Source organism: Xanthomonas sp. WCS2018Noco2-27 (genome assembly GCF_031843525.1).
Taxonomy (GTDB): Bacteria; Pseudomonadota; Gammaproteobacteria; order Xanthomonadales; family Xanthomonadaceae; genus Xanthomonas.
The window spans coordinates 1-20429 of the sequence record NZ_JAVTIK010000022.1; the positions used below are offsets into that span (position 1 = coordinate 1).

The following is a 20429-nucleotide window of genomic DNA, read 5'->3' on the forward strand; positions in this document are numbered from 1 at the left end:
ACAGCCTGCAGGACCTGCGCTGGCGCGGCGTGCGTGCCGGGTTGCGTCTGGGCGGCACGTTGTCCGAGGGCATTGCCTTGGGCTTGCAGACCGGCTTCGATTCCGGCAGCACGCTGGATTACATCTACCGTAACCAGGCGCGTGGACGTGGCCCGCTGGGGCGCATGATCGACCGTAATTATCTCGATGCGATCGGCTGGCGTGGCATCCGCATCCGTGGCGCGCATCTGGGCGAACTACTGCGCGATGCGGCAGGCCGCTTGCGCCAGGCCGGCCAGCCGGTGCGCGTGCTCGATGTGGCCGCAGGCCACGGCCGTTACGTGCTGGAAGCGCTGGGCAGTGGTACGCAACGTGCCGATGCCATCGTGCTGCGCGATTTCAGCGCGCTCAACGTCACCCAGGGCGGTGCGCTGATTGGCACGCTCGGCGCCGGCGACATTGCCCGCTTCGAACAAGGCGATGCGTTCGACCCGGCCGCCTTGGCGGCGGTGCAGCCGGCGCCCACCCTGGCGGTGGTGTCGGGGTTGTACGAACTGTTTGCCGACAACGACCAGGTGGCGCGCTCGCTGGCCGGCCTGGCCGCTGCGGTGCAGCCGGGCGGCTATCTGCTCTACACCGGCCAGCCGTGGCATCCGCAGCTGGAATTCATCGCGCGCGCGCTCACCAGTCACCGCGATGGCGTGGCCTGGGTGATGCGCCGGCGCAGCCAGCAGGAGATGGATGCGCTGGTAGAGGCGGCAGGCTTCCGCAAGGTGGCGCAGCGGATCGATGCATTCGGCATCTTTACCGTGTCGATGGCGCAGCGGATCGACGCATGACGCACGGCGCGCGCCCGAGCGGTCGTGCCGCGCTGTGGTTGGCGCTCCTGGGGCCGTTTTTCTTCCTCAGTTATGGCCTGGCCAATACGCTGGCCGGGCGTGCGGTGCAGGTGCCGTCGGTGGTGTTCGGCTGGGAACACGGCATGCCGTTCTGGCCGTGGACCATCGTGCCGTATTGGACGATCGATCTGTTCTACGCCGCCTCGTTCTTCGTCTGCCGGACCCGCCGCGAACTGGATACGCATGCGTTGCGTCTGCTCAGCGCGCAAGTGCTGTGCGTGGCCTGTTTTGTGCTGTGGCCGTTGCGGTACAGCTTCGTGCGCCCGGATACGGACGGTGTGTTCGGCTGGTTGTTCGCCGTGCTGCTGGGCTTCGACAAGCCGTTCAATCAGGCGCCGTCGCTGCACATCGTGTTGCTGGTGGTGCTGTGGGTGCGTTACGCGCAGCATCTGTCCGGTGTGTGGCGCTGGCTGTTGCACGGTTGGTTCGGCTTGATCGGCGTGTCGGTGCTGACCACGTATCAACACCATTTTCTGGATATCCCCACCGGCCTTGCAGCGGGTTGGCTGTGCGTGTGGCTGTGGCCGGAGCGGATTGCCGCACCGTTTGCGCAGGCGCACCTGGCGCGCGATCCGCGGCGTTGGCGTTTGGCCGCGTTGTACCTGGTCGGTGCAGTCGCCAGCGCCGTGGCGGCGTTGTACATCGGCGGCGTCGGGTTGTGGATGCTGTGGGTGAGTCTGTCGCTGGGCCTGGTCGCGCTGAACTATGCACTGCTTGGTGCGCTTGGCTTCCAGAAACGCGCCGATGGTGGCTTGAGCCTGGCCGCGCGCTGGTTGTATGCACCGTATCTGCTGGCAGCCTGGTGCAACTCGCGGCTATGGACCCGCCGCGACCCACTGCCGCGCGTGGTCTGCGATGGCGTGTGGCTGGGCCGCATTCCGCTGCCCGGCCAGCGCGCTGCGTTCGCCGCAGTGGTGGACGTGAGTGCGGAGTTGTCCTTGTACGCAGCGCGTCCACACGACCGCACGCTGCCGATGCTGGATCTGGTGGCGCCCACGCCCGCGCAGCTACGCGCCGCCGCCGACGCAATCGAATCCGCGCGCGTGCATGGCCCGGTGCTGGTGTGCTGCGCACTGGGTTACTCGCGCAGCGCCGCCAGCGTTGCGACCTGGTTGGTGCGCAGTGGCCGCAGTAACGATGTGGACGCGGCCATAGCGCAACTGCGTACCGCGCGCGCTTCGATCGTGCTGGGCGCACAGCATCGCGCTGCCATCGTGGCGGCGTGCACGGGTCAGCTAGAGAACGACGGCGCGGCCGTGCGGAGCCTCCAATGAACACCTCTCTGATGACCTTGGCAGCCATGCGCGCGGTGTTGCGCCAGGGCGCGGCACTGGACCGGTTCTCGTTGCTGCTGCTGGCCGCCGCGATTGCCTTGCTGGGCGTTGCCGAAGCGCCGCCATCGATACAACTGAGCTTTGCGCTCAGCGCAGCGGCGGGGCTGGTGCAACGCTATTGGGCATTCCGCGTCGGCCTGGATGTCGACCTGCTGGAAGCCGTGATCGCACAGATCGCGCGCGGCAACGACGAGACACAGGCTGCGCAACAACTCGATACGGCCCTGCATGCCATCGGCCTGCGCGCGACGCTGCCACCCACCCGCGATTGGTCGGCACGCTGGAGCGGCATGCGCCGCTTGCTGCGCTGGCAACTGGTGAGCGTGGCAGCGCAGTTGCTGTGGATGGTCGCAGCACTGGCACTGCGGGTGTTCGGATGAGCAACACGCACGCCTCCGGTCAGCCCGAACCGATGCAGGCCACCGCGGCGCAGCTGGCGCTGTGGCAGCGCTTGCAGGCGTATCGTTTCGGCAGCGATGCCGATGCGTTGCCGGCGTTCGTGCGGCGTGTCGCCAAGCAGGCCCACTGCAGCGTGGCGCAGGCGCAGCTGGCGGTGGACGAGTACCGACGGTTCTGTTTTCTGGCCTGCAGCGACACCCACGATGTCACGCCCAGCCCCTTGGTCGATCAGGTCTGGCACACCCATCTCACCGACACCCGCGAGTATTGGCAGCAGTTCTGCCCGCAGGTGTTGCAGACCACGCTGCATCATCAGCCCGGACGTGGCGACAGCGACGACGCTGCGCGTTTCCAGACGCAGTATCGGCAGACCCTTGAGCGGTACAGCACGCACTTCGGCGTGCCGCCGACGCAGGTCTGGCCTGCGCCACCGCCGCAGTCTGCAGCCACGCCGGCGCAGCAGCACGATGCCGAAGCCAGCTTGCGCGCCCTGCGCGGCGAGCCGATGCGCGCGCGGCGCGGTGCCGGCCTCGGTACGCTGCTGGTCTGGGCCGTGGCGACGCTGGTGATTGGCGTGGTTGCCGGCAACGGGGAGGCCGCCTCGCCGCTGCACTGGCGCGGCAGCAGTTTTCTGGCGGTGTTTGTGGTGGGCATCGGCCTGGCCTGGTCTACATCGGCGTGGTTGCGCCGCCAATTGCGCAGCATCGGACGCACCTCGCCGGTGCACGCGGTCGATACGATGGAACTGGCCTGCCTGAGCGGTGGCGCCGGGCGTGTGGCCGATCTGCTGTTTGCCCGCTTGCTGGTCTGCGATGCGGTGCATCTGCAGCGCGATGAAGATGCGCAGGCGCGCAAGTGGGTGCATTGCGATCCCACCGTTGCAGTGCCGGCGGCGCTGCAACCGGCACTGCAGTGCGTGCGCGATGGAGAAGATCCGGTGCTGGCATGGCAGACGCTGCGCACGCTGGCCGCACCGGTGCAGCAGCGGCTGATCGACAAGGGGCTGTTGCTGGATCGGCGTATGGCGCTGCTGGTGCGCGGGATAAGCGCCGTGCCGGTAGCCGCACTGTGGACCCTGGGCGCGTGCAAGCTGGTGATCGGGCTGCAGGGTGGGTATCCGGTGGGCTATCTGCTGGCGTTGATGGTGCTGGTCAGCATGCTGCTGCTGGGATTTTTGCTGGTGCCGGTGCGCCGCAGCGGGGCCGGCGACGCGCGCCTGCACGAGCGCAGATCGGAAGTCCGGCCCGATGCGGCGCGCACTGGCAACGACCCCGGCGAAGCGGTGGCGTTGTACGGCACCGTCGCCTTGGTGGGTACGCCCTGGGTGAGCTACCACACGCTGCGCGCGCCAACGACCAGCAACACCGACAGCAGCGGCAGCAGTTGCGGCGGTGGCGGCGACAGTGGTGGCGGCGATAGCGGTGGAGACGGTGGCGGTGGATGTGGTGGTTGCGGTGGAGGAGGCGACTGATGCAACGCAAGCAGACCCTGTTGCAACGACGCCAGCGCTGGGCACGCGCCTTGCGTGGACGCGGCGCAACGCCCAATGGCGTGTCGTGGGCCGGCATCGCCTTCGCCGCGCTGGCCGGCGTGATGTTCTACATCGCCTTGAGTGCACCGGCGCGCGAAGGCGCCGCCCCCTTGCTGCTGGCCTTGCTCGGCCTGCAGGGGCGGCTGTGGTGCAACCGCCTGGATGGCGTGCTGGCGCGACAGGCGCGGCTGGTGTCGCGCGCCGGCGAGGTCTACAACGATGCGCCGGACCGGCTGTCGGATGTACTGGTCTGCGTCGGGCTGGGCTACGGTTTGCAAGCCAGCGTGCCGTGGGCCGCGCAACTGGGCTGGGCGGCGGCATTGTGCTGTGTGGCCACCGCCTACGTGCGCATGCTCGGCCTGGCCTGTGGCACCGCCGAGCCACGGCAGGGGCCGATGGCGCGCGTGCAGCGCATGCACTGGTTGTCGCTGATGACCGTGCTGGCGATGCCGTTGCAGTGGATGGGCCAGCCGCAGGCAGCGGCCTGGGTGTTGATCGGCGCGCTGGCGGTGTTGATCGCCGGTGCGGTGCTGACGGTGGTGCTGCGGCTGCGCATGATCGTGCGCACATTGGAGTGGACATGATTGCCCGTTTGATTGCGCGTGCCTGCAGCGGCGCCATCCGTACCTTGACCGGCGCGCGTGCGTTGTGGCGCGGCTGTGCACCGTCCAACGAGCGCCGCGTGTATTACGGCAACCACGCCAGCCATGGCGATTTCGTGCTGATCTGGTCCTCGTTGCCGGCCAGCCTGCGCCACGAAGTGCGCCCGGTGGCCGCGGCCGATTACTGGCAACGCACCGCGTTGCGGCGCTACCTGATCCATGCGGTGTTCAATGGCGTGCTGGTCGAACGCAACCCGGCGCAACGCACCCGCGACCCGATCGAATGCCTGTGCGACGCGGTGGATGCCGGCGATTCGCTGATCCTGTTTCCCGAAGGCACGCGCAACCCGGACGAAGGCGTGTTGCCGTTCAAAAGCGGGCTGTATCACCTGGCGCGGCAACGCCCAGAACTGGAGTTCGTGCCGGTGTGGATCGACAACCTCAAACGCGTGATGCCCAAGGGCAAATGGCTTCCGTTGCCGCTGTTGTGCACCACCACGTTTGGCGCACCGTTGCGGCTGGATGCCGATGAAGACAAGGACGCGTTCCTGGCGCGCGCACGCGAGGCGTTGCTGGCGTTGTCGCCGGACCAACTGGAGGCGCGCGCATGAATCCTTATGCCTTCAGCGGGCAGTTGCAGCAGTCCTCGATGCATCAGCAGACGCTGTGGTTATTCAGCGGTATCGCACTGGTGCTGATCATCGCCACGCTGATTTCCGAAACGCTGCGTTGGCGTGCGCGCGAACGCCCGAGCGCGGTGCTGGACAACCTGGTGGCGCGGATCCGTGCGTGGTGGGTGATGGCGGCAGTGGTCGGCATCGCGTTCGTGTTTGGGCGCGCCGGTGTCATCGGCTTGTTCGCACTGGTGTCGTTGTTCGCGTTGCGCGAGTTCATCACCCTCACACCGACGCGGCGCGGCGATTACTACGCGTTGTTGGCCGCGTTCTACATCGTGCTGCCGTGGCAATACGGGTTGGTGTGGACCGGCTGGTACGGCATGTACACGCTGCTGATTCCGGTCTACGCGTTCTTGGTGTTGCCGATCCTGGCCACCATCGGCGGCGATACCACGCGCTATCTGGAACGCACGGCCAAGGTGCAGTGGGGCTTGATGATCAGCGTGTTCTGCATCTCGCACGTGCCCGCATTGCTGAATCTGGAAATCCCCGGGTATGCCGGGCGCAATCTGTTGTTGATCGCGTTCCTGGTGATCGTGGTGCAGTCGTCGGACGTGTTGCAGTACGTTTGGGGCAAGTTGGCCGGCCGCCATCTGATCGCGCCGAAATTGTCGCCGTCCAAAACGGTGGAAGGCTTCATCGGCGGCGTGCTGTCGGCCAGCCTGCTCGGCATGGCGCTGTGGTGGATCACCCCGTTCGCGCCGTGGCACGCGTTCGCGCTGGCGCTGGTGGCCAATCTGATGGGGTTCTTCGGCGGTCTGGTGATGTCGGCGATCAAACGCGACCGCGGCATCAAGGACTGGGGCCACATGATCGAAGGCCACGGCGGCGTGCTGGATCGGCTGGACTCGGTGTGCTTTGCCGCACCGGTGTTCTTCCATCTGATCCGCTACGGCTGGGCGTAATCGCGCAGCAAAAAATTGCGCACCTCGCAGGTCAGCAACGCGGCACTGCTCTCACGATTCGCCAATCCCGATTCCCGGCTTACGTCAGCCCGTACTCTTTCAACTTCTTGCGCAAGGTGGCGCGGTGGATGCCCAGCATCGCCGCGGCGCGGCTCTGGTTGCCTTCGCAGTGATTGAGCACTTCGACGAACAACGGGATCTCCATTTCGCGCAGCACGATTTCGTACACATCGTCCGCGTCGCTGCCGTCCAGATCGCGTAGGTAACGGCGAACGGACTGGGCCACGTGTTCGCGCAGCGGCGACTTCGGGGCGCCACGACTGGTGTCAGGACGAGAGGGGGCTGCGTTCAAAGAAAGTTCCCAGTGTCACGAGGCCGGGGCGCGGGCCGGCGAGGGGGAGTGAGTCTAGCGCGTGACCTCACCGCTCGCCACGCCCATGTGGCTATCGGACGAGGTTGTGTCCGCTTAGCGGAAGTCGAAACTGAAGGCAGCGGTACTGGCAGCCGGTTCGCGCACGCGAAACGCCACCTGCACGGCTTGACCCGGCGCCAGCGTGTCGTGCTCGGCTGGCGCCTGGCCCAGGTACTCCTGCGGCGACAGCACCCGGGTGCCGATCACCCGCCCATCGGCATCGGACAGCGACAGCTGCAACCAGGGCCAGGCCTGCGCCCAACGCGCATCGTTGCGGAAACTGGCCTGGATCTGCAGCACGCCGGCGAGGCCCGGCAGCGGGCGCACATCGCGATTGAGCAGGGTCAGGGTGGCCGGTTCGCGCCACGCCGGCAGCGTGCAACGCATCACCGCGCAGGCAGCGGTGACCAGCGGCCGCCAACGCGCGTCGCCGGCCAGATGCGCACGGTCGGCAATGACGATCTGCAGTCCCAGCAGCCCGACCAGACCGATCAACAGCACCCACTGCCGCCCGCTGGCGCGCAGCCGTGGGCGGCTTAGCCCGCGGCGTGCAAAGGCAGGCGCTGCCACCGCAGCGGTGGGCAAAGGGTGTAATTGCGCTGGGTGGGCGTGCGCCTCGCTGGCGCTGGTGTCGCGCTGCGCGTGGTCTGCGATGTCGGCAGTGGACGTGGCGTTGCTGTCGTCATCGAGCGCCTCACTGTCCTGCCGGTCTGCGGCGTCGCGTGCGCTGTTGGACGCGGTCTCGGCAGCGGGCTCGTAGCGCGTTTCGTCGGCCGGCTGCCGCTCGACCGGCAGCTGCGGTGCCCCGCGTTCAATCGGCGCGGTGTCCTGCAGCCCGGCGTCGTCTGCAGCAGTGCTGCCGTGTTCGTTGGTGGGTGGCGGCGTCTGCGGCAGCGCGGTGCGTGGCGCGCTCACGGCCGGCCCGCCTGGTGCAGCGGCCTCGGACGTCGGCGGCGCAGGCACCGGTTGCAGCACGGGCGCAGCTGGCGTCTCAGTCGCGGGCATCGGCACCACCTGCTCCGCAGGCGCGGTGGCCGGCAGCACCGGCGGTTGAATCAACGTCGGTGCAGGCGGCGGCGTTGCCCGCAGAAAGGTGGCAAGGGGGCGGCGCGGTGGCGGAGTCTCTGACATCGGCAGGCGTGCAGCGGGAAGACCGCTATTCAACCACGTGCGCAGCGATGGGCGAACGCCCGGATGGGGAAGTGCGACGCGTGCTTCCTGGCGCAGTGCCTTGGCAACGATGCCGCGACGCTACCCAGGAAGACAGATTCACCGAAAGTAGGTGTCTGCGGCCAGCGCCTTGGCGGCGATGCTAACGAGCAATGGAGGCACGGAAAGTCGCTGTCCGCCTACGGGAAACGCCAACACCACCGCAGCTCACGCGAGAGCGCAGCAAGCCCGCTGTTTCGATTCCCGATTCCCGATTCCCCAATCCCGATTCCCGATTCCCGATTCCCAGCCTCACCGCCTGCGCCGTGTCTTGCCCTCGGCCAGCAACAGATCCAGCAGCCCGCTGCGCTGCCGCGGCGCCAGGGTGTCGAAGCGCGCCAATAGCACGCGTTGCTGGTCGTCCAGGCGGCGGTACTGGGCCGGTTCCTCGGCAATCGCCGAGACCGGCGGGCCGAACACGCGATCGCCGCGGCCGGTGGCCAGGTATTCGAACGCCATGCCGCTGCGCTTGGCCAGGCCGATCAGGTTCTCCACCGACGGGGCGGTGCCTTCGGCCATTTCCCACTGCGCCACCGCGCTGCGGGTAACGCCCAGCTCGCCGGCCAGGGCTTCCTGGGTCAGCTTGGTGAAGCTGCGGGCTTCGCGTACTCGTTCGTACAGCTTGCTCACACGGCACCGGATGGGAGGCAGGCAGGGCCGGGAGATATAGCCCTAGCAGCACTTGGGGATAGTTCGTATGTCTTTCATATCGGCATATGTTTGCGATACTGTCGTGATGACATCGATGACGTGATCGCAGCGAACTCAAGGAGGATGTTCATGGTCGAGCCTGTCACTCCAACACCGGACCATCGCGGTGGCCGGATACCGCCGCCGAGCGCGCCGTGGCCCGCCGATTCGCCGCTGGATCCGGCGGTCAGGCGCTTTCGCGGTGCGGCCTGCTACCAAGTCTGGCGACGCGCCCAGGACTGGGCCGCCATCGTCGAGGGCGTGCACTGGTCAGCGGCGCTGGCGCCACGGGTCTGGGCGTTGCGCTATCGGCACTGGCCGTTGCTGGGGATGGGGGCGACGCTCGCTGGTTTGGCCGCAGGCATGGCGCTGGCCGGTGCGCAGGCGTGGTCGGCGGGCGTCTGGGGGGCGCTGTTGCTGGCCGAGCTGGTGCTGCGTGTGTATGCGGCCCGGCATGCCGAGCGCTGGCGCAGTGCGGCGTTGCAGCGTGCCGGCTGGCAGGCGGTGACCCGCCTGCGTGCGATCAGCGTGGCCGATGCGGTGACCACCGCGCAGATTCGCGCCGGCCGCCCGCGCCGGTGAGCCGGCCCAGGATCAGCTGCGGCGAACGCCGTCGATGCGCATCCAGTCTTCGTCGCGCTCGCAGCGCAGCTGATCGAACCACGGTGCATAGCGCTGCAGCAGGTCGTCTTCCTGGCCGTGCAGGATGCCCGACAGGGCAATGCGGCCACCCGGCGCCACGCGCGCGGCCAGGGTGTCGGCCAGCGCATCCAGCGCCGAGGCCAGGATGTTGGCGACCACCACCGGATAGGTCTGCACCGGCTCGTCCTGGGGCAGATACACCGCCAGCTGCGCGGCCACGGCGTTGCGTTCGGCATTGTCGGCCGTTGCCAGCAGCGCCTGCGGGTCGTTGTCCACCCCCACGGCGCTGCTGGCACCCAGCTTCAGCGCGGCGACCGCCAGAATCCCAGAGCCGCACCCGAAGTCCAGCACGCTGCGCCCCTGCAACTCGCCGCTGCCGGCCAGGCGATCCAGCCAGCGCAGGCACAGCGCGGTGGTCTGATGCGTGCCCGACCCGAACGCCAGGCCCGGATCCAGCCGCACCACGGCGGCCTCCGCTGTGTCGGCCGCCTCGGGCAGGTCGTGATTCCACGGCACAATGAAGGTGCGCGCACCGAACTGCATCGGCTTGAACAGATCCATCCACGCGCGTTCCCAGTCGCTGTCTTCGACCATGCGCAGCGCCACCTGGCTCCAGTCCAGCTCCGGGTCGAACGCTTCCAGCGCCGCAAGCACCTCCAGCGCGTCGCTCTCGCCATCGAACAGCGCGGTCAGCACCAGCGCATTCCAGAGCGGCATCTCACCCACGCCGGGCTCCAGGATGGCGCGCTCGTTGCTGGTATCGGCATCGGCATCGAGCAGGGTCACCGCCAGCGCGCCGACTTCCTCCAGCGCGGTCTGGAAGCGGGGCTGAGTGGTATCGGAGCAGGGCAGGGTCAGTTCAAGAAACGGCATCGTGGCAGTCGGCAATCATCAAGGCGTGCATCGTAGACGATTCGCGCCGGCGGGCTGACACGGTGCCCCAGGCGGGGCGCACGGTTTTGTGGAGGATGGCGGCACCGGAATCAAGCAGCGATGCGCAAGATCGGCCGATCAAGGCCAGCGACCGATCTGCGTTGCTGTGGGCACCAGATGGCAATGTGTGCTTGAAGGGTGCTGCACGCACGTCGCAACCACGCCGCGCTCGTATCGCGACGTGTCTACATGCAATACGTACCTGCACCTGCACCTGCACCTGCGCAAGGAGCGCGATGCGGCCAGACATCCGCGGCGCGCACGCAACAGGCGCATCGTGCGAAGAGCGCCAAGAAGTGCAGCGAGTGGCTGACAGGCGGATCTGGGCGCTGCGCATAAACCGGTGTGTACGCGTGGTGCCTGCCGCACCCAGCACCGGCCGCGCCCGGTTGTTGGTCCCGTAGTCGTTGTCATCGGTCGCGCTGGCCATCACTGCAGGTACTGCCCATCGGTACCGCACGCGCTGGCAGCGCCCGCTTGGCGGCCGCTGCCGACACAGCCGGGTGCTAGACTCCGCGCCGTTGCTGCGGGCGTCTTCCGCAGCTGGGTTGCCGCTGTCATGCCGCTTGTCCGTGCCCGCCATCTCTGGCTGTTGCTCGCTCCCGTCGCGCTCGCGGCGGCAGCCTGGTGGCAGCTGCGCGCGCAACCGACGGCGCTCGCCACTGCAGTGCCCGCCGCCAGCGCCACTTCCGCGCGCGCTGCTGCTGCAACGCCAGCGCGCCACACCTCTTCCGAACGCGGCAACGCGCTGCATCTGCCGTATCGCGATGCGGTGGATGCGCAGCCGGATCTGTATCGCTACGCGCAGCAGTTGCAGCAGAAGGTGCGCGCCGGCGATGCGCAGGCCGGCTGGCGCCTGAGCCGGGTCTACGATTACTGCGCGCCGTATGCAGACAGCCCGGCCGGCTACGCCGCCGACAGCGACTGGATCGCCGCGCACCAGACGCCCGGCGTGGCCGCGATGCACGCTGCGCGCGATCGTGTCGCGCAGCGCTGTGCCGGCTTCGCTCCCAGCGATGGGCTGAGCCCGCGCCTGGTGGCGCAACAACGGCTGCGCGCCGCGCGCGGCGGCAGCCTGGCCGCCGAAGCCGCGTTGCTGGCCCTGGGCGAACCGCTGCAGGCAACCCCCACCTACAAGCGCGCGCTGGTGCAGCGCGTGCTGGCCTCGCGTGACCCGGAGGCCTATCTGGCGCTGGCGCCTGCGATGGGCGCGCGTGCCAGCGGCGATGACAGTCTGGAAGGGTATGTGGCCGGCGATCAGTTCGCCGAACTCGCCTGGCAGGTGGCCGCATGCCGCCTGGGTCTGGACTGCAGTGCCGATAGCACGCTGGTCACCAGTTATTGCGCCAACGCGGGCATCTGCTCGCGCGATAGCGCACAGGATTTTGTGTCGTTCGTATTCGACGCCGCGGTGCCGCGGCAGGGAGCAGACAGGGTGGATGAGATGGTCGATACATTGGTGTCCGATCCGGGAGCGCAGTCATGAATTACCGTCGGTTGGCGCATGGCGCCAAGTTCTGGTTCTGGGTGGCGTTATTCGTGGCGTATTCGGCCGCGGCGGTGGGCATCGTGATGATCGATACCGCCGATCACCGCTACCAGCCGCTGTCGATCAAATCGACCACGGTCGGCGCCGACGCGCAGCAGCGACAGCATGGCGCTAGCCAGGTGGCCGCGGTATATCGCGCCAGCAGCGCGATGCCGTTCTCCACCTTGTCGGCCGGCTCGATGTTTCAGGTGGTCTGGCCGGATGGCTCCACCGAAACCATGATGGTGGTCGACCCGGCATCGTCCAGCGGCATCGTGCCGGTACCGGGCAGCCAGCAGGCGCCTGCGCCGCGGCGTTGAATGGCGTGTCGCATCGCGCCCCGATGCGAGCGTGATGCGCATCCGCGCGGACGACTGAAGGTCTGCGCAGCGAATCCGGTGGCACCCCGGATCCCGTAGGAGCGCACCCGGGCGGACGAGGTTCCACCGATAAAGAGCGGTCGCGCCCGGGTGCGCTCCTACGCAGCGGGCGGCTGGCCGTGTGGTTTTGCCGGTGAGCGCTGTCGTCGAGCTGCGTGACTGGCCTGCGCGATGCACTGCCGGCGCGATGTACTGGGATCCAACGCAACAAGCCCGGTTTCCCGGGCTTGTTGCGTGGTGCAATGGCCAGTGCGATCAGGTCAGTGCAATCGACTTGTTCTTGCGCTCGGCCAGGCGTTTTTCCAGGTAGTGGATGTTCTGCCCACCGGCCTGGAAGCCCTTGTCGCGCATGATGCGCTGCTGCAACGGGATGTTGGTCTTGATGCCGTCCACCACCATCTCGCTCAACGCCACGCGCATGCGCGCGATCGCGGTCTCGCGGTCGGGCCCGTGCACGATCAACTTGCCGATCATCGAGTCGTAGTTCGGCGGCACCTTGTAGCCGGCATAGATGTGCGTATCCACGCGCACACCCGGGCCACCGGGCGGATGGAAGGCGGTGATCAGGCCCGGATTGGGCATGAAGGTTTCCGGGTCTTCGGCATTGATGCGGCACTCGATCGCATGCCCGCGCAGCACAATGTCGCTCTGCTTGATGCTGAGCTTGTGGCCGGCGGCGATACGCAGCTGCTCGCACACCAGATCGATGCCGGTGATGCGCTCGGTGACCGGGTGCTCCACCTGGATACGGGTGTTCATTTCGATGAAGTAGAAACGCCCGCCTTCGAACAGGAATTCGAAGGTGCCCGCACCGCGATAACCGATGCGGATGCAGGCATCCACGCAGACCTTGCCGATTTCAGCGCGCAGTTCTTCGGTGATGCCCGGTGCCGGCGCTTCTTCCACCACTTTCTGATGGCGGCGCTGCATCGAACAATCGCGTTCGCCCAGATGGATCGCACCGCCCTGGCCATCGGCGAGCACCTGGATTTCCACGTGACGCGGATTTTCCAGGAACTTCTCCATGTACACCTGATCGTTGCTGAAAGCGGCCTTGGCTTCGGACTTGGTGGTTTCGATCGCAGCCTTCAACGCCGCTTCCGAATGCACCACGCGCATGCCGCGTCCACCGCCGCCACCGGCGGCCTTGATGATCACCGGGTAGCCGATCTCGCGCGCTACCTTGGTGTTGGCGACGATGTCATCGCCCAACGGGCCGCCCGAGCCGGGCACGCACGGTACGCCGGCGGCCTTCATCGCACGGATCGCTTCCACCTTGTCGCCCATCAGGCGAATGGTGTCGGCCCTGGGGCCGATGAAGATGAAACCGGATTCTTCCACGCGCTCGGCAAAATCGGCGTTTTCCGACAGAAAACCGTAGCCGGGGTGGATGGCCTGCGCATCGGTCACCTCGGCCGCAGCGATCAACGCCGGGATATTGAGGTAACTGTCGCTGGAGGCGGCTGGGCCGATACACACCGACTCATCGGCCATGGCCACGTGCTTGAGGTTGCGGTCGACCGTGGAATGCACCGCGACCGTGCGGATGCCGAGCGTATGGCACGCGCGCAGGATGCGCAGCGCGATTTCGCCTCGGTTGGCAATGACGACTTTATCTAGCATGGGAATAGGGAGTCGGGAATGGGGAATGGGTAGATGCGGGCATCATGGTGCGGCTCCACGTCTGCGTAAGGCATTCATCAATGCGGTGAGCTTGGCGAAGACCTGGTCGACCTGCTGGCTGACGATGTCTTCGTCTTCGGTGTTGCTATAGCCCAGTCGTCCGGCGATCTGGACCTGTGTATCCAGTTCGGAGAGCGAGCCGCGCGCAATCGAGAGAAACCGCGCGTAATCGGGGGTGGAGCGTCTCGCCGCACCTTCGGCGATATTTGAAGGAACGCTGACGGCTGCACGGCGCAATTGCGCTATCAGGCCGTAGCGTTCCTGCTCGGGAAAGAACTCGGTGAACCGATAGATCATTTCGACAAGCTCCATGGAATCGCGCCACGCCTCAAGACGTTCATGAGGCCGCTTTGCCGATTCCCGATTCTCCACTCCCGATTCCCGGCCGCTCAGCCAATCACAAACAACGGCTGATCGAATTCCACCGGCTGACCGGTTTCGCCGAGGATGGCGACGATGGTGCCGGAGACGTCGGCTTCGATCGGGTTGAACATCTTCATCGCCTCGATGATCGCCAGGGTGTCGCCGGCCTTGACGGCTTGGCCCACGGTGACGAACACCGGCTTGTCGGGGGAGGGCGAGGTGTAGAACGTGCCGACCATCGGCGCGCGCAGCACATGGCCTTCCGGCAACGCGGCAGCCTGCTTTGCCCCACCGGTGGACGCCTCGGTGGGCGACTGCATCGCCATGGAGGCCGCTTGCGGCGGCGCGGCGGGGGCCGGTGCGTACTGCTGCATCGGCGCGCTCACCACCTGGGTGCCCTTGGGCACACGCGCCAGACGCACGCTTTCTTCGCCTTCCTTGATCTCGATTTCGGCGAGATTGGATTCTTCGAGCAGGTCGATCAGTTTCTTGATTTTGCGGAGATCCATAAGGGCCTCTTGAGGTGAATCGGTGGAGAGTGTCGGCGGGGTGCCGGCGGAATGGGGTCAGACCGTCGGCGTGGGCGCCGTGGTCGTTGCTGCAGGTGTCATGCGTCGCGCTCCAGGCGCGCGATCGCCGCTTCCAGCGCCAACCGGTAGCTGTCTGCGCCGAAGCCGCAGATCACGCCGTCGGCCTTGTCGCTGAGATAGCTGTGGTGGCGAAATGGCTCGCGCGCATGCGGATTGGACAGATGGATCTCCACGAACGGCAGGCCCACGCCCAGCAGCGCGTCGCGCAGCGCCACCGAGGTGTGGGTGAAGGCGGCCGGGTTGATCAGGATGTAGGCGGTGCCGTCCTCGCGGGCAGCGTGAATGCGCTCCACCAGCACATGCTCGGCGTTGGACTGCAGGCAGGCCAACGTGTGTCCGGCTGCCTGCGCGCGGTCCACCAGGGCTGCATCGATCTGCGCCAGCGTGGTGCGCCCGTAGACCTCCGGCTCGCGGGTACCGAGCAGGTTGAGGTTGGGGCCGTGCAGCAGCAGCAGGTGGGCCATGAGATCCAGCAGAGCGGAAAGGCCGGAAGTCTGCGCGATGTGGGCGATGCTGTCCAGATAGCAGAAGTTATAGCTGTTTTAAACATCTGTTTGATTATTTCGCAGCACCGTCGCTTTGGCAGGGCGTGCGGGTGCTTGACGCGGAACGGATATCGGTGCGCCGCTGGCTTTCCTGCGTCATGCCGCGCTTGATTGGAATCTTGCACCGGCTCCACCGGCACCGGAGCTTAACGAGTCGGGACTGCCCCGGTGGTTCGGTCTCGCCTTGCCTGCATCGCTGATGCTCATGCAGGCAAGGCGGCCTGCCTTTGACGCACGTTTGCTTGGAGTCAGCCGTGCGCTTTGAGTTGAAGCATCGGGAAATGCGCGTAGTGACCAATGCCTGCCCGAATGATCGGGTCCTGTGCGGTCAACTCGCTGATGTCCTGGTCGTCCTGAAGTTGCCAGAGTGCCACGCCATAGCTACCGGCAGGGTCCAGCACCGGGCCATGCGCAACGATCCTGCCGTTGTGCAGATGATCTTCCAGCCAGGCGCCATGCGCTTGCATTTGCCCGGCCTCCTGCTCGGTCATCGTCGGCAGGAAATCGGCGCGTGGCGGGATCCACTTGGTCAGGAATGCTTTCATTTTGATGTCCAGTTAGAGCGGAGGGAGGGGGGCGTGGCGCCTGGCTGGCGGATGCCTACAGGCCCATGATGGTTTTTACAATGGCGAACTGGCTTGGCCAGTAGTGGGAGTACTTAGGCAAATCGTCCGCAACATCGATCTTGCGACGGTTATAAAACGCATGAAGCTGGACGGGCGGCAGCCTGGCCTTTTCGACAACGTGCTGCGATGGCACAAATACCAACTTCAAAGGTCCGGCGCCCATCGTCTCCATAGCCGGCTTTCTGCAATTGGCGCAGACGGCGCGATCAAGATTGGGCGGGCGGCGGTACTTCTTGTGGACGAGTGCGTCGGCGCCGGTCATGGTGAGCTGATGCGCCAGCAGCACCGAAACATCGGAAAAAGCCTCGCCCGTGAAGTCCTGACAGAACAGGCAGTGGCAAATGAAACGGGCGCGTGGTGCCTGACTGGCCACGTACGAAAACTGTCCGCATGCGCAGCGGCCATGCAGATGCGGTTGCTGGTGTGCATTCATTGGGTTGCGATCCCGGACGTAAGGTTGAGAGAACACCACTTACCGCATAGGCCTGCAGATCAGGCAGGAAACTCGTTGAACTTGCGCAGCGTGCTGTCGACCATCCGCTCGGGCATGAAGCGGCGCAGCGTACTTACCTGCGTGGATTGCTTGCCGGCCGAGTAGCGCAGTTTCGGTTTGGTCGCCGTGGCGGCCTTGACCACGGTGTCGGCCACGACCTGCGGCAGATCGCCCGATTCCACCCACTTGCGCATCAACGTTTCGCTGCGCGCGCGCTCGGTGGCGTAGACCGGCAGCGGCTGGTCGGCGCGGGTCAGGTTTTCTTCGAACGCGGTGCGGGTCACGCCGGGCTCCACGAGCAGGGCGCGGATACCCAAGGCGCGCACTTCGTGATCGAGCGATTCGGTATAGCCCTCAATGGCGTGCTTGGTCGACGCGTAGTAGGCGTTGAACGGCGAGGGGATCAGGCCAAGGATGGAGCTCATATTGATGATGCGGCCGCTGCGCTGCGCACGCATGATCGGCAGCACCGCATTGACCACACGGGCAACGCCGAACACGTTGACGTCGAACAGGCGCTGGGCCTGGGCAATGGATGAATCTTCCGCGGCGCCGATCAGGCCGATGCCGGCGTTGTTGACCACCAGATCGATACGGCCGGCTTGTTTGACGATCTCCTCGATCAGCGTCTGCACCGAGGTCTCGTCGGTGACGTCGCAGACCAGCATGGTCACGCCCGGCGTGCTGGTTGCCGGCTTGCGGCTGGTTCCGAAGACGCGGTAACCCGCAGTGACCAGTGCCTTGGCGGTGACTTGGCCGATGCCGGAGGAGGCGCCTGTGACCAGGGCAACTGCATTTTTCGCGTTGTTCATTTGTCGAGTCTCGGATGAGGTGTGGTGGTTCCGGAGCGGCGACGCCAGTCCGGTGAGTGATGTAGGTAAGCGGGTCGCCGCAGGTGATTGGATGAGTCGAAGCACCTCAGTTGGCCTAATGATGTCGGTAGTAATCTAAGTTGTCAATAGTTTGATTACGATCGACATCAATGAAATACTGGCTGCCCTTGTCGTCCATCGCAGAGACATCCACTCATGAAAGTCACCAAGGCCCAGGCGCAGGAAAATCGCGCCCATATTGTCCAGACCGCCGCCGCGTTGTTCCGGGAGCGGGGCTACGACGGGGTGGGGATTGCCGAACTGATGTCTGCTGCCGGTTTCACCCAGGGCGGGTTCTACAAACACTTCCGTTCCAAGGCCGACCTCATGGCCGAGACGGCGGCCAGCGGCATTGCGCAGCGCCTGGCCAACGACAAACATGCGGATCTGTCGGCATTCGTCGATTCCTACCTGTCCCGCGACCACCGCGACGATCGCGGTGCGGGTTGCACGATGGCGGCACTGAGCGGTGACGCTGCGCGCCAGGGCGAGGACATCCGGGCGACGTTTGCGCAGGGCATCGAGAACAGCCTGGCGAACTTTGTCGACAGCGAGGCGGGCCCGCAGGGTGCGGGCCAGGCGCGGGAAACGATGCTCGACACGTATGCGCGCGTGGTTGGCGCGGTGATGTTGTCGCGCGCGTGTCCGGACGACTCGGCGCTGGCCGAGGAGATTCTGCAGGTCAGCCGCGCGCGCATCCTGGCCGCTCTCGGCACGCAGCAGGACGGGTGAGCGTGGAATCGGCCGACGTGGGCACTGCGCCGCTCACGCGGGGCGCATCAAGCGCCTTCTTCGGCGCAGCAGGCTGTTTTCAGCGCGCCGCGCGCAGCAACGCATCCTCGGTGATCGCATTGGTCAGCACCGTGGGCAGGATGGCCGGCGGGGCGCCAGGGCCGTACACCACGTACAGCGGCACGCCGACCGCCTGGTGCTGGTCGAGGAAGGTGCTGATGGCCGGGTCGACATTGGTCCAGTCGCCTTTCATGTAGACCGCATCCACGCGGCGCAACGCATCGCGGAACTCGGCGCTGCTGAGCACGTTCTTTTCGTTGGCCTTGCAGGTCACGCACCAGTCCGCGGTCATGTTGACGAACACCACCCGGTTGTCGGCGCGCAGACGGTCCAGCAGCTGCGGCGAGAACGCGACCGCGCCTTCGCTGGCAGCGGTGGCGGCCGGCAAACGCAGGCGGGTGACGCCCACCACCGGCACGATGGCCAGCACCAGCATCGCCACCGCCAGGCGCATGCCCGTGCGGTTGCTGTTCCAGCGGCTACGCTCGAAACACCACAGACCCAGCGCCAGCAGGGTGGCGCCGACCAGCATCAGGGCCAGCGCATCCACGCCGCGCTGTTTGCCCAGCACCCACAGCAGCCAGATCGCGGTGAGATACATCGGGAACGCCAGCACCTGCTTGAGCGTTTCCATCCACGCACCGGGCGTGGGCAGGCGCCGCGCCAGCGACGGGATGAAGCCGATCAACAGGAACGGCAGCGCCAGGCCCAGGCCCAGCGCCAGAAACACCAGCATCGCCAGCGGCGCAGGCGCGGTGAAGGCATAGGCCAGGGCGGTGCCCATGAACGGGGCGATGCAGGGGCTGGCGACCACACAGGCCAGCACACCGGTGAAGAAATCGCCCAGCGGGCCATTGCGCGCGGCCAGCGACTGGCCGATGCCGCCCAGATTGCTGCCCAGCGTGAACACGCCCGACAGGCTCAGGCCCACCGCAAACATCAGATACGCCAGCGCCGCCACGAACCACGGCTGTTGCAGCTGGAAGCCCCAGCCGGCCGCCTGGCCGGCCGCACGCAGGGCGATCACCAGCCCACCGATGGCGGCGAACGACACCAGCACGCCCAGCGAATACCAGATGGCATGGCTGCGCGCGTGGCTGCGACTCTCGCCGCTGTGGGCCAGGCCCAGCACCTTCAGCGACAGGATCGGCAGCACGCACGGCATCAGGTTCAGCACCAGCCCGCCGAGCAGCGCCAGCGCCAGCATCGCCAGCAGGCCCTTGTCGGTGTGCGGCGGCTGGGTGCGCTGCGGGTTGTCGGCTGCCGCTGTCGGCGCGGGCTGCGTCTTGCCGCCCGATGCCGTTGCCGGGGCGGGCCCGGGCGGCGTTTGCCCGGCGGCCAGCGGCGAGATCATCAGCGGAGCGGCTTGCGCCTGGTTCTGCGGCGACACCGTGCCGGCGGGCAGGTCCAGCGTCACGCGGCGGGTCATCGGCGGATAGCAGATGCCATCGGTCTGGCAGCCCTGGAAGGTCGCCACCAGGGTCACCCGCGCCGGGTCGGCACGCTCGCGCAGCAGCGGCAAGGTGACTTCGGCCTGGTCGAAATACACCACCACATCGCCGAAGTGTTCATCGCGGTGGGTCTTGCCCTGTGGCCAGCGCGGCAGCCCGGTGCGCACGCCACTGCTGCCTTCCACCGCCAGCGAGGTGCGGTCGCGGTAGAGGTAATAGCCCGGCGCCGGGGTGAAGCGCAGCAGCAGGCTGTTGCCGTCGCCGACGATGGCTTCGAAGGTAAAGGCTTGCTCGGCCGGCAGCGGCAGTGCATCTACACCGGCAGTCTGGCCGGGCGCCCCGAACAGGCGCGGGCCGGGCGCGGCGCGCGGCACCAGCGCCCCCAGATTCTCGCGTTGCGGCGTGGAAGCGGCAGCACCACCCGCCTGTGCGTCGGGCAGGGTCACGCGGATCTCGCGCCGTTGCGGCGGGTAGCACACCCCGGCATCGGCGCAGCCCTGGTATTGCACCTGCAGGACCGCGGTTTTCAGCGCCGGATCGGCCTTGCCGGCCAGGGTGGCCTGCAGTTGCTTGCGGTAGGTCTGCACCTGGCCGAAGAACTCGTCGTGCTTGCTCTCGCCTTCCGGCAGGGTCAAGTCGCCCGCAGAAAAGCCTTGCCCGGATTTGACGCTGATGCGGTGCCGGTACAGGTAATAGCCCGGCGCGATTTTCCAGGTCAGGCCGATGCTGTCGCGGCTGTCGGCCTGGGCGCTGAGCACGAAAGCCTGGTTGACCGGCAGCAGGTCGGCCTCGCTGACCGCCTGCGCGGCAGGTGCCACCAGTACGAGCGAGGCGGCGATGACAGGAGCGGACAGCAGTGCGCAGCGGGCGATCCAGCGGGACAAAGACTTCATG

General features: G+C 66.7%; 24 protein-coding genes. 11 read left to right on the top strand and 13 right to left on the bottom strand.

All coding sequences use genetic code 11. The features are described from left to right. The 7 genes from RQH86_RS21980 to RQH86_RS22010 all read left to right on the top strand — a co-directional run. Positions 1-818: class I SAM-dependent methyltransferase family protein (locus RQH86_RS21980; protein WP_311260740.1), on the top strand; the 818-nt coding region annotated here is incomplete at its 5' end. Then, positions 815-2152 (top strand): phosphatase PAP2/dual specificity phosphatase family protein, encoded by a 1338-nt coding sequence (locus RQH86_RS21985; protein ID WP_311239387.1) that lies wholly within the window; start codon positions 815-817, stop codon positions 2150-2152. The genes RQH86_RS21980 and RQH86_RS21985, both read left to right, overlap by 4 nt. Continuing rightward, positions 2149-2592 (top strand): hypothetical protein, encoded by a 444-nt coding sequence (locus tag RQH86_RS21990; protein WP_115552790.1) that lies wholly within the window; start codon positions 2149-2151, stop codon positions 2590-2592. Before RQH86_RS21985 ends, RQH86_RS21990 begins: the two co-directional genes overlap by 4 nt. Further along, positions 2589-4082, top strand: a complete 1494-nt coding sequence (locus RQH86_RS21995; protein WP_311239388.1) for a TIGR04222 domain-containing membrane protein — start codon at positions 2589-2591, stop codon at positions 4080-4082. The genes RQH86_RS21990 and RQH86_RS21995 overlap by 4 nt, the downstream gene beginning before the upstream one ends. Next, complete coding sequence (locus RQH86_RS22000) at positions 4082-4726, top strand: CDP-alcohol phosphatidyltransferase family protein (RefSeq protein WP_055853175.1); 645 nt, start codon at positions 4082-4084, stop codon at positions 4724-4726. Before RQH86_RS21995 ends, RQH86_RS22000 begins: the two co-directional genes overlap by 1 nt. Further along, positions 4723-5355, top strand: a complete 633-nt coding sequence (locus tag RQH86_RS22005; RefSeq protein ID WP_055853173.1) for a lysophospholipid acyltransferase family protein — start codon at positions 4723-4725, stop codon at positions 5353-5355. The genes RQH86_RS22000 and RQH86_RS22005 overlap by 4 nt, the downstream gene beginning before the upstream one ends. Further along, positions 5352-6326: a phosphatidate cytidylyltransferase gene (locus RQH86_RS22010; protein ID WP_055853171.1), complete on the top strand. Its 975-nt coding sequence runs from the start codon at positions 5352-5354 to the stop codon at positions 6324-6326. Before RQH86_RS22005 ends, RQH86_RS22010 begins: the two co-directional genes overlap by 4 nt. Positions 6327-6405: 79 nt before the next feature. Here RQH86_RS22010 and fis read toward each other — a convergent pair whose 3' ends face one another. The 3 genes from fis to RQH86_RS22025 form a co-directional block, all read right to left on the bottom strand. Next, complete coding sequence (gene fis, locus RQH86_RS22015) at positions 6406-6678, bottom strand: DNA-binding transcriptional regulator Fis (RefSeq protein WP_002804983.1); 273 nt, start codon at positions 6676-6678, stop codon at positions 6406-6408. Positions 6679-6792: 114 nt separating this feature from the next. Further along, positions 6793-7869, bottom strand: a complete 1077-nt coding sequence (locus RQH86_RS22020; RefSeq protein WP_311239389.1) for a DUF3426 domain-containing protein — start codon at positions 7867-7869, stop codon at positions 6793-6795. Between the two features lie 330 nt (positions 7870-8199). Further along, on the bottom strand, positions 8200-8577 hold the full coding sequence (locus tag RQH86_RS22025; protein WP_055853170.1) for a helix-turn-helix domain-containing protein: 378 nt from the start codon (positions 8575-8577) through the stop codon (positions 8200-8202). Between the two features lie 144 nt (positions 8578-8721). On the opposite strand from RQH86_RS22025, the gene RQH86_RS22030 reads away from it, so the two are divergent. Beyond that, positions 8722-9219 carry a hypothetical protein gene (locus tag RQH86_RS22030; protein ID WP_311239390.1) on the top strand — a complete coding sequence of 166 codons (498 nt, stop codon included), beginning with the start codon at positions 8722-8724 and terminating at the stop codon, positions 9217-9219. A gap of 12 nt (positions 9220-9231) precedes the next feature. Here the strand turns inward: RQH86_RS22030 and prmA are convergent, their stop codons facing one another. Then, positions 9232-10152: a 50S ribosomal protein L11 methyltransferase gene (prmA, locus tag RQH86_RS22035; RefSeq protein ID WP_115552795.1), complete on the bottom strand. Its 921-nt coding sequence runs from the start codon at positions 10150-10152 to the stop codon at positions 9232-9234. Further along, positions 10139-10642: a hypothetical protein gene (locus RQH86_RS22040; RefSeq protein WP_311239391.1), complete on the bottom strand. Its 504-nt coding sequence runs from the start codon at positions 10640-10642 to the stop codon at positions 10139-10141. The genes prmA and RQH86_RS22040 overlap by 14 nt, the downstream gene beginning before the upstream one ends. 129 nt (positions 10643-10771) lie before the next feature. Here RQH86_RS22040 and RQH86_RS22045 point away from each other — a divergent pair, with 129 nt between their 5' ends. Beyond that, complete coding sequence (locus RQH86_RS22045; protein ID WP_115552796.1) at positions 10772-11698, top strand: hypothetical protein; 927 nt, start codon at positions 10772-10774, stop codon at positions 11696-11698. Continuing rightward, the gene (locus RQH86_RS22050) at positions 11695-12060 is read left to right on the top strand and encodes a hypothetical protein (RefSeq protein WP_311239392.1); all 366 of its coding nucleotides are present in this window, start codon (positions 11695-11697) and stop codon (positions 12058-12060) included. Before RQH86_RS22045 ends, RQH86_RS22050 begins: the two co-directional genes overlap by 4 nt. 315 nt (positions 12061-12375) lie before the next feature. On the opposite strand, the gene accC is transcribed toward RQH86_RS22050, so the two are convergent. The 7 genes from accC to RQH86_RS22085 form a co-directional block, all read right to left on the bottom strand. Then, complete coding sequence (accC, locus tag RQH86_RS22055; protein WP_055853158.1) at positions 12376-13743, bottom strand: acetyl-CoA carboxylase biotin carboxylase subunit; 1368 nt, start codon at positions 13741-13743, stop codon at positions 12376-12378. 42 nt (positions 13744-13785) lie between these two features. Beyond that, positions 13786-14115 (bottom strand): four helix bundle protein, encoded by a 330-nt coding sequence (locus tag RQH86_RS22060; RefSeq protein ID WP_236699304.1) that lies wholly within the window; start codon positions 14113-14115, stop codon positions 13786-13788. A gap of 77 nt (positions 14116-14192) precedes the next feature. Beyond that, positions 14193-14675: an acetyl-CoA carboxylase biotin carboxyl carrier protein gene (gene accB, locus RQH86_RS22065; protein ID WP_055853153.1), complete on the bottom strand. Its 483-nt coding sequence runs from the start codon at positions 14673-14675 to the stop codon at positions 14193-14195. 98 nt (positions 14676-14773) lie between these two features. After that, entirely contained in the window at positions 14774-15220 is a 447-nt protein-coding gene (gene aroQ / locus RQH86_RS22070) for a type II 3-dehydroquinate dehydratase (protein WP_055853151.1), read from the bottom strand. Positions 15221-15549: 329 nt separating this feature from the next. Further along, positions 15550-15846, bottom strand: coding sequence for a YciI family protein (locus RQH86_RS22075; protein WP_115512714.1), 297 nt, complete (start codon positions 15844-15846; stop codon positions 15550-15552). 55 nt (positions 15847-15901) lie between these two features. Next, the gene (locus RQH86_RS22080; RefSeq protein ID WP_115561130.1) at positions 15902-16360 is read right to left on the bottom strand and encodes a GFA family protein; all 459 of its coding nucleotides are present in this window, start codon (positions 16358-16360) and stop codon (positions 15902-15904) included. A 59-nt stretch (positions 16361-16419) separates the two neighbouring features. Then, on the bottom strand, positions 16420-17232 hold the full coding sequence (locus RQH86_RS22085; protein WP_311239393.1) for an oxidoreductase: 813 nt from the start codon (positions 17230-17232) through the stop codon (positions 16420-16422). A gap of 216 nt (positions 17233-17448) precedes the next feature. On the opposite strand from RQH86_RS22085, the gene RQH86_RS22090 reads away from it, so the two are divergent. Continuing rightward, complete coding sequence (locus RQH86_RS22090) at positions 17449-18024, top strand: TetR family transcriptional regulator (protein ID WP_311239394.1); 576 nt, start codon at positions 17449-17451, stop codon at positions 18022-18024. A 79-nt stretch (positions 18025-18103) separates the two neighbouring features. On the opposite strand, the gene RQH86_RS22095 is transcribed toward RQH86_RS22090, so the two are convergent. Beyond that, a complete protein-coding gene (locus RQH86_RS22095) occupies positions 18104-20428 on the bottom strand; it encodes a protein-disulfide reductase DsbD (RefSeq protein ID WP_311239395.1) in 2325 nt (774 codons plus the stop codon). Between the last annotated feature and the right edge of the window lies 1 nt (position 20429).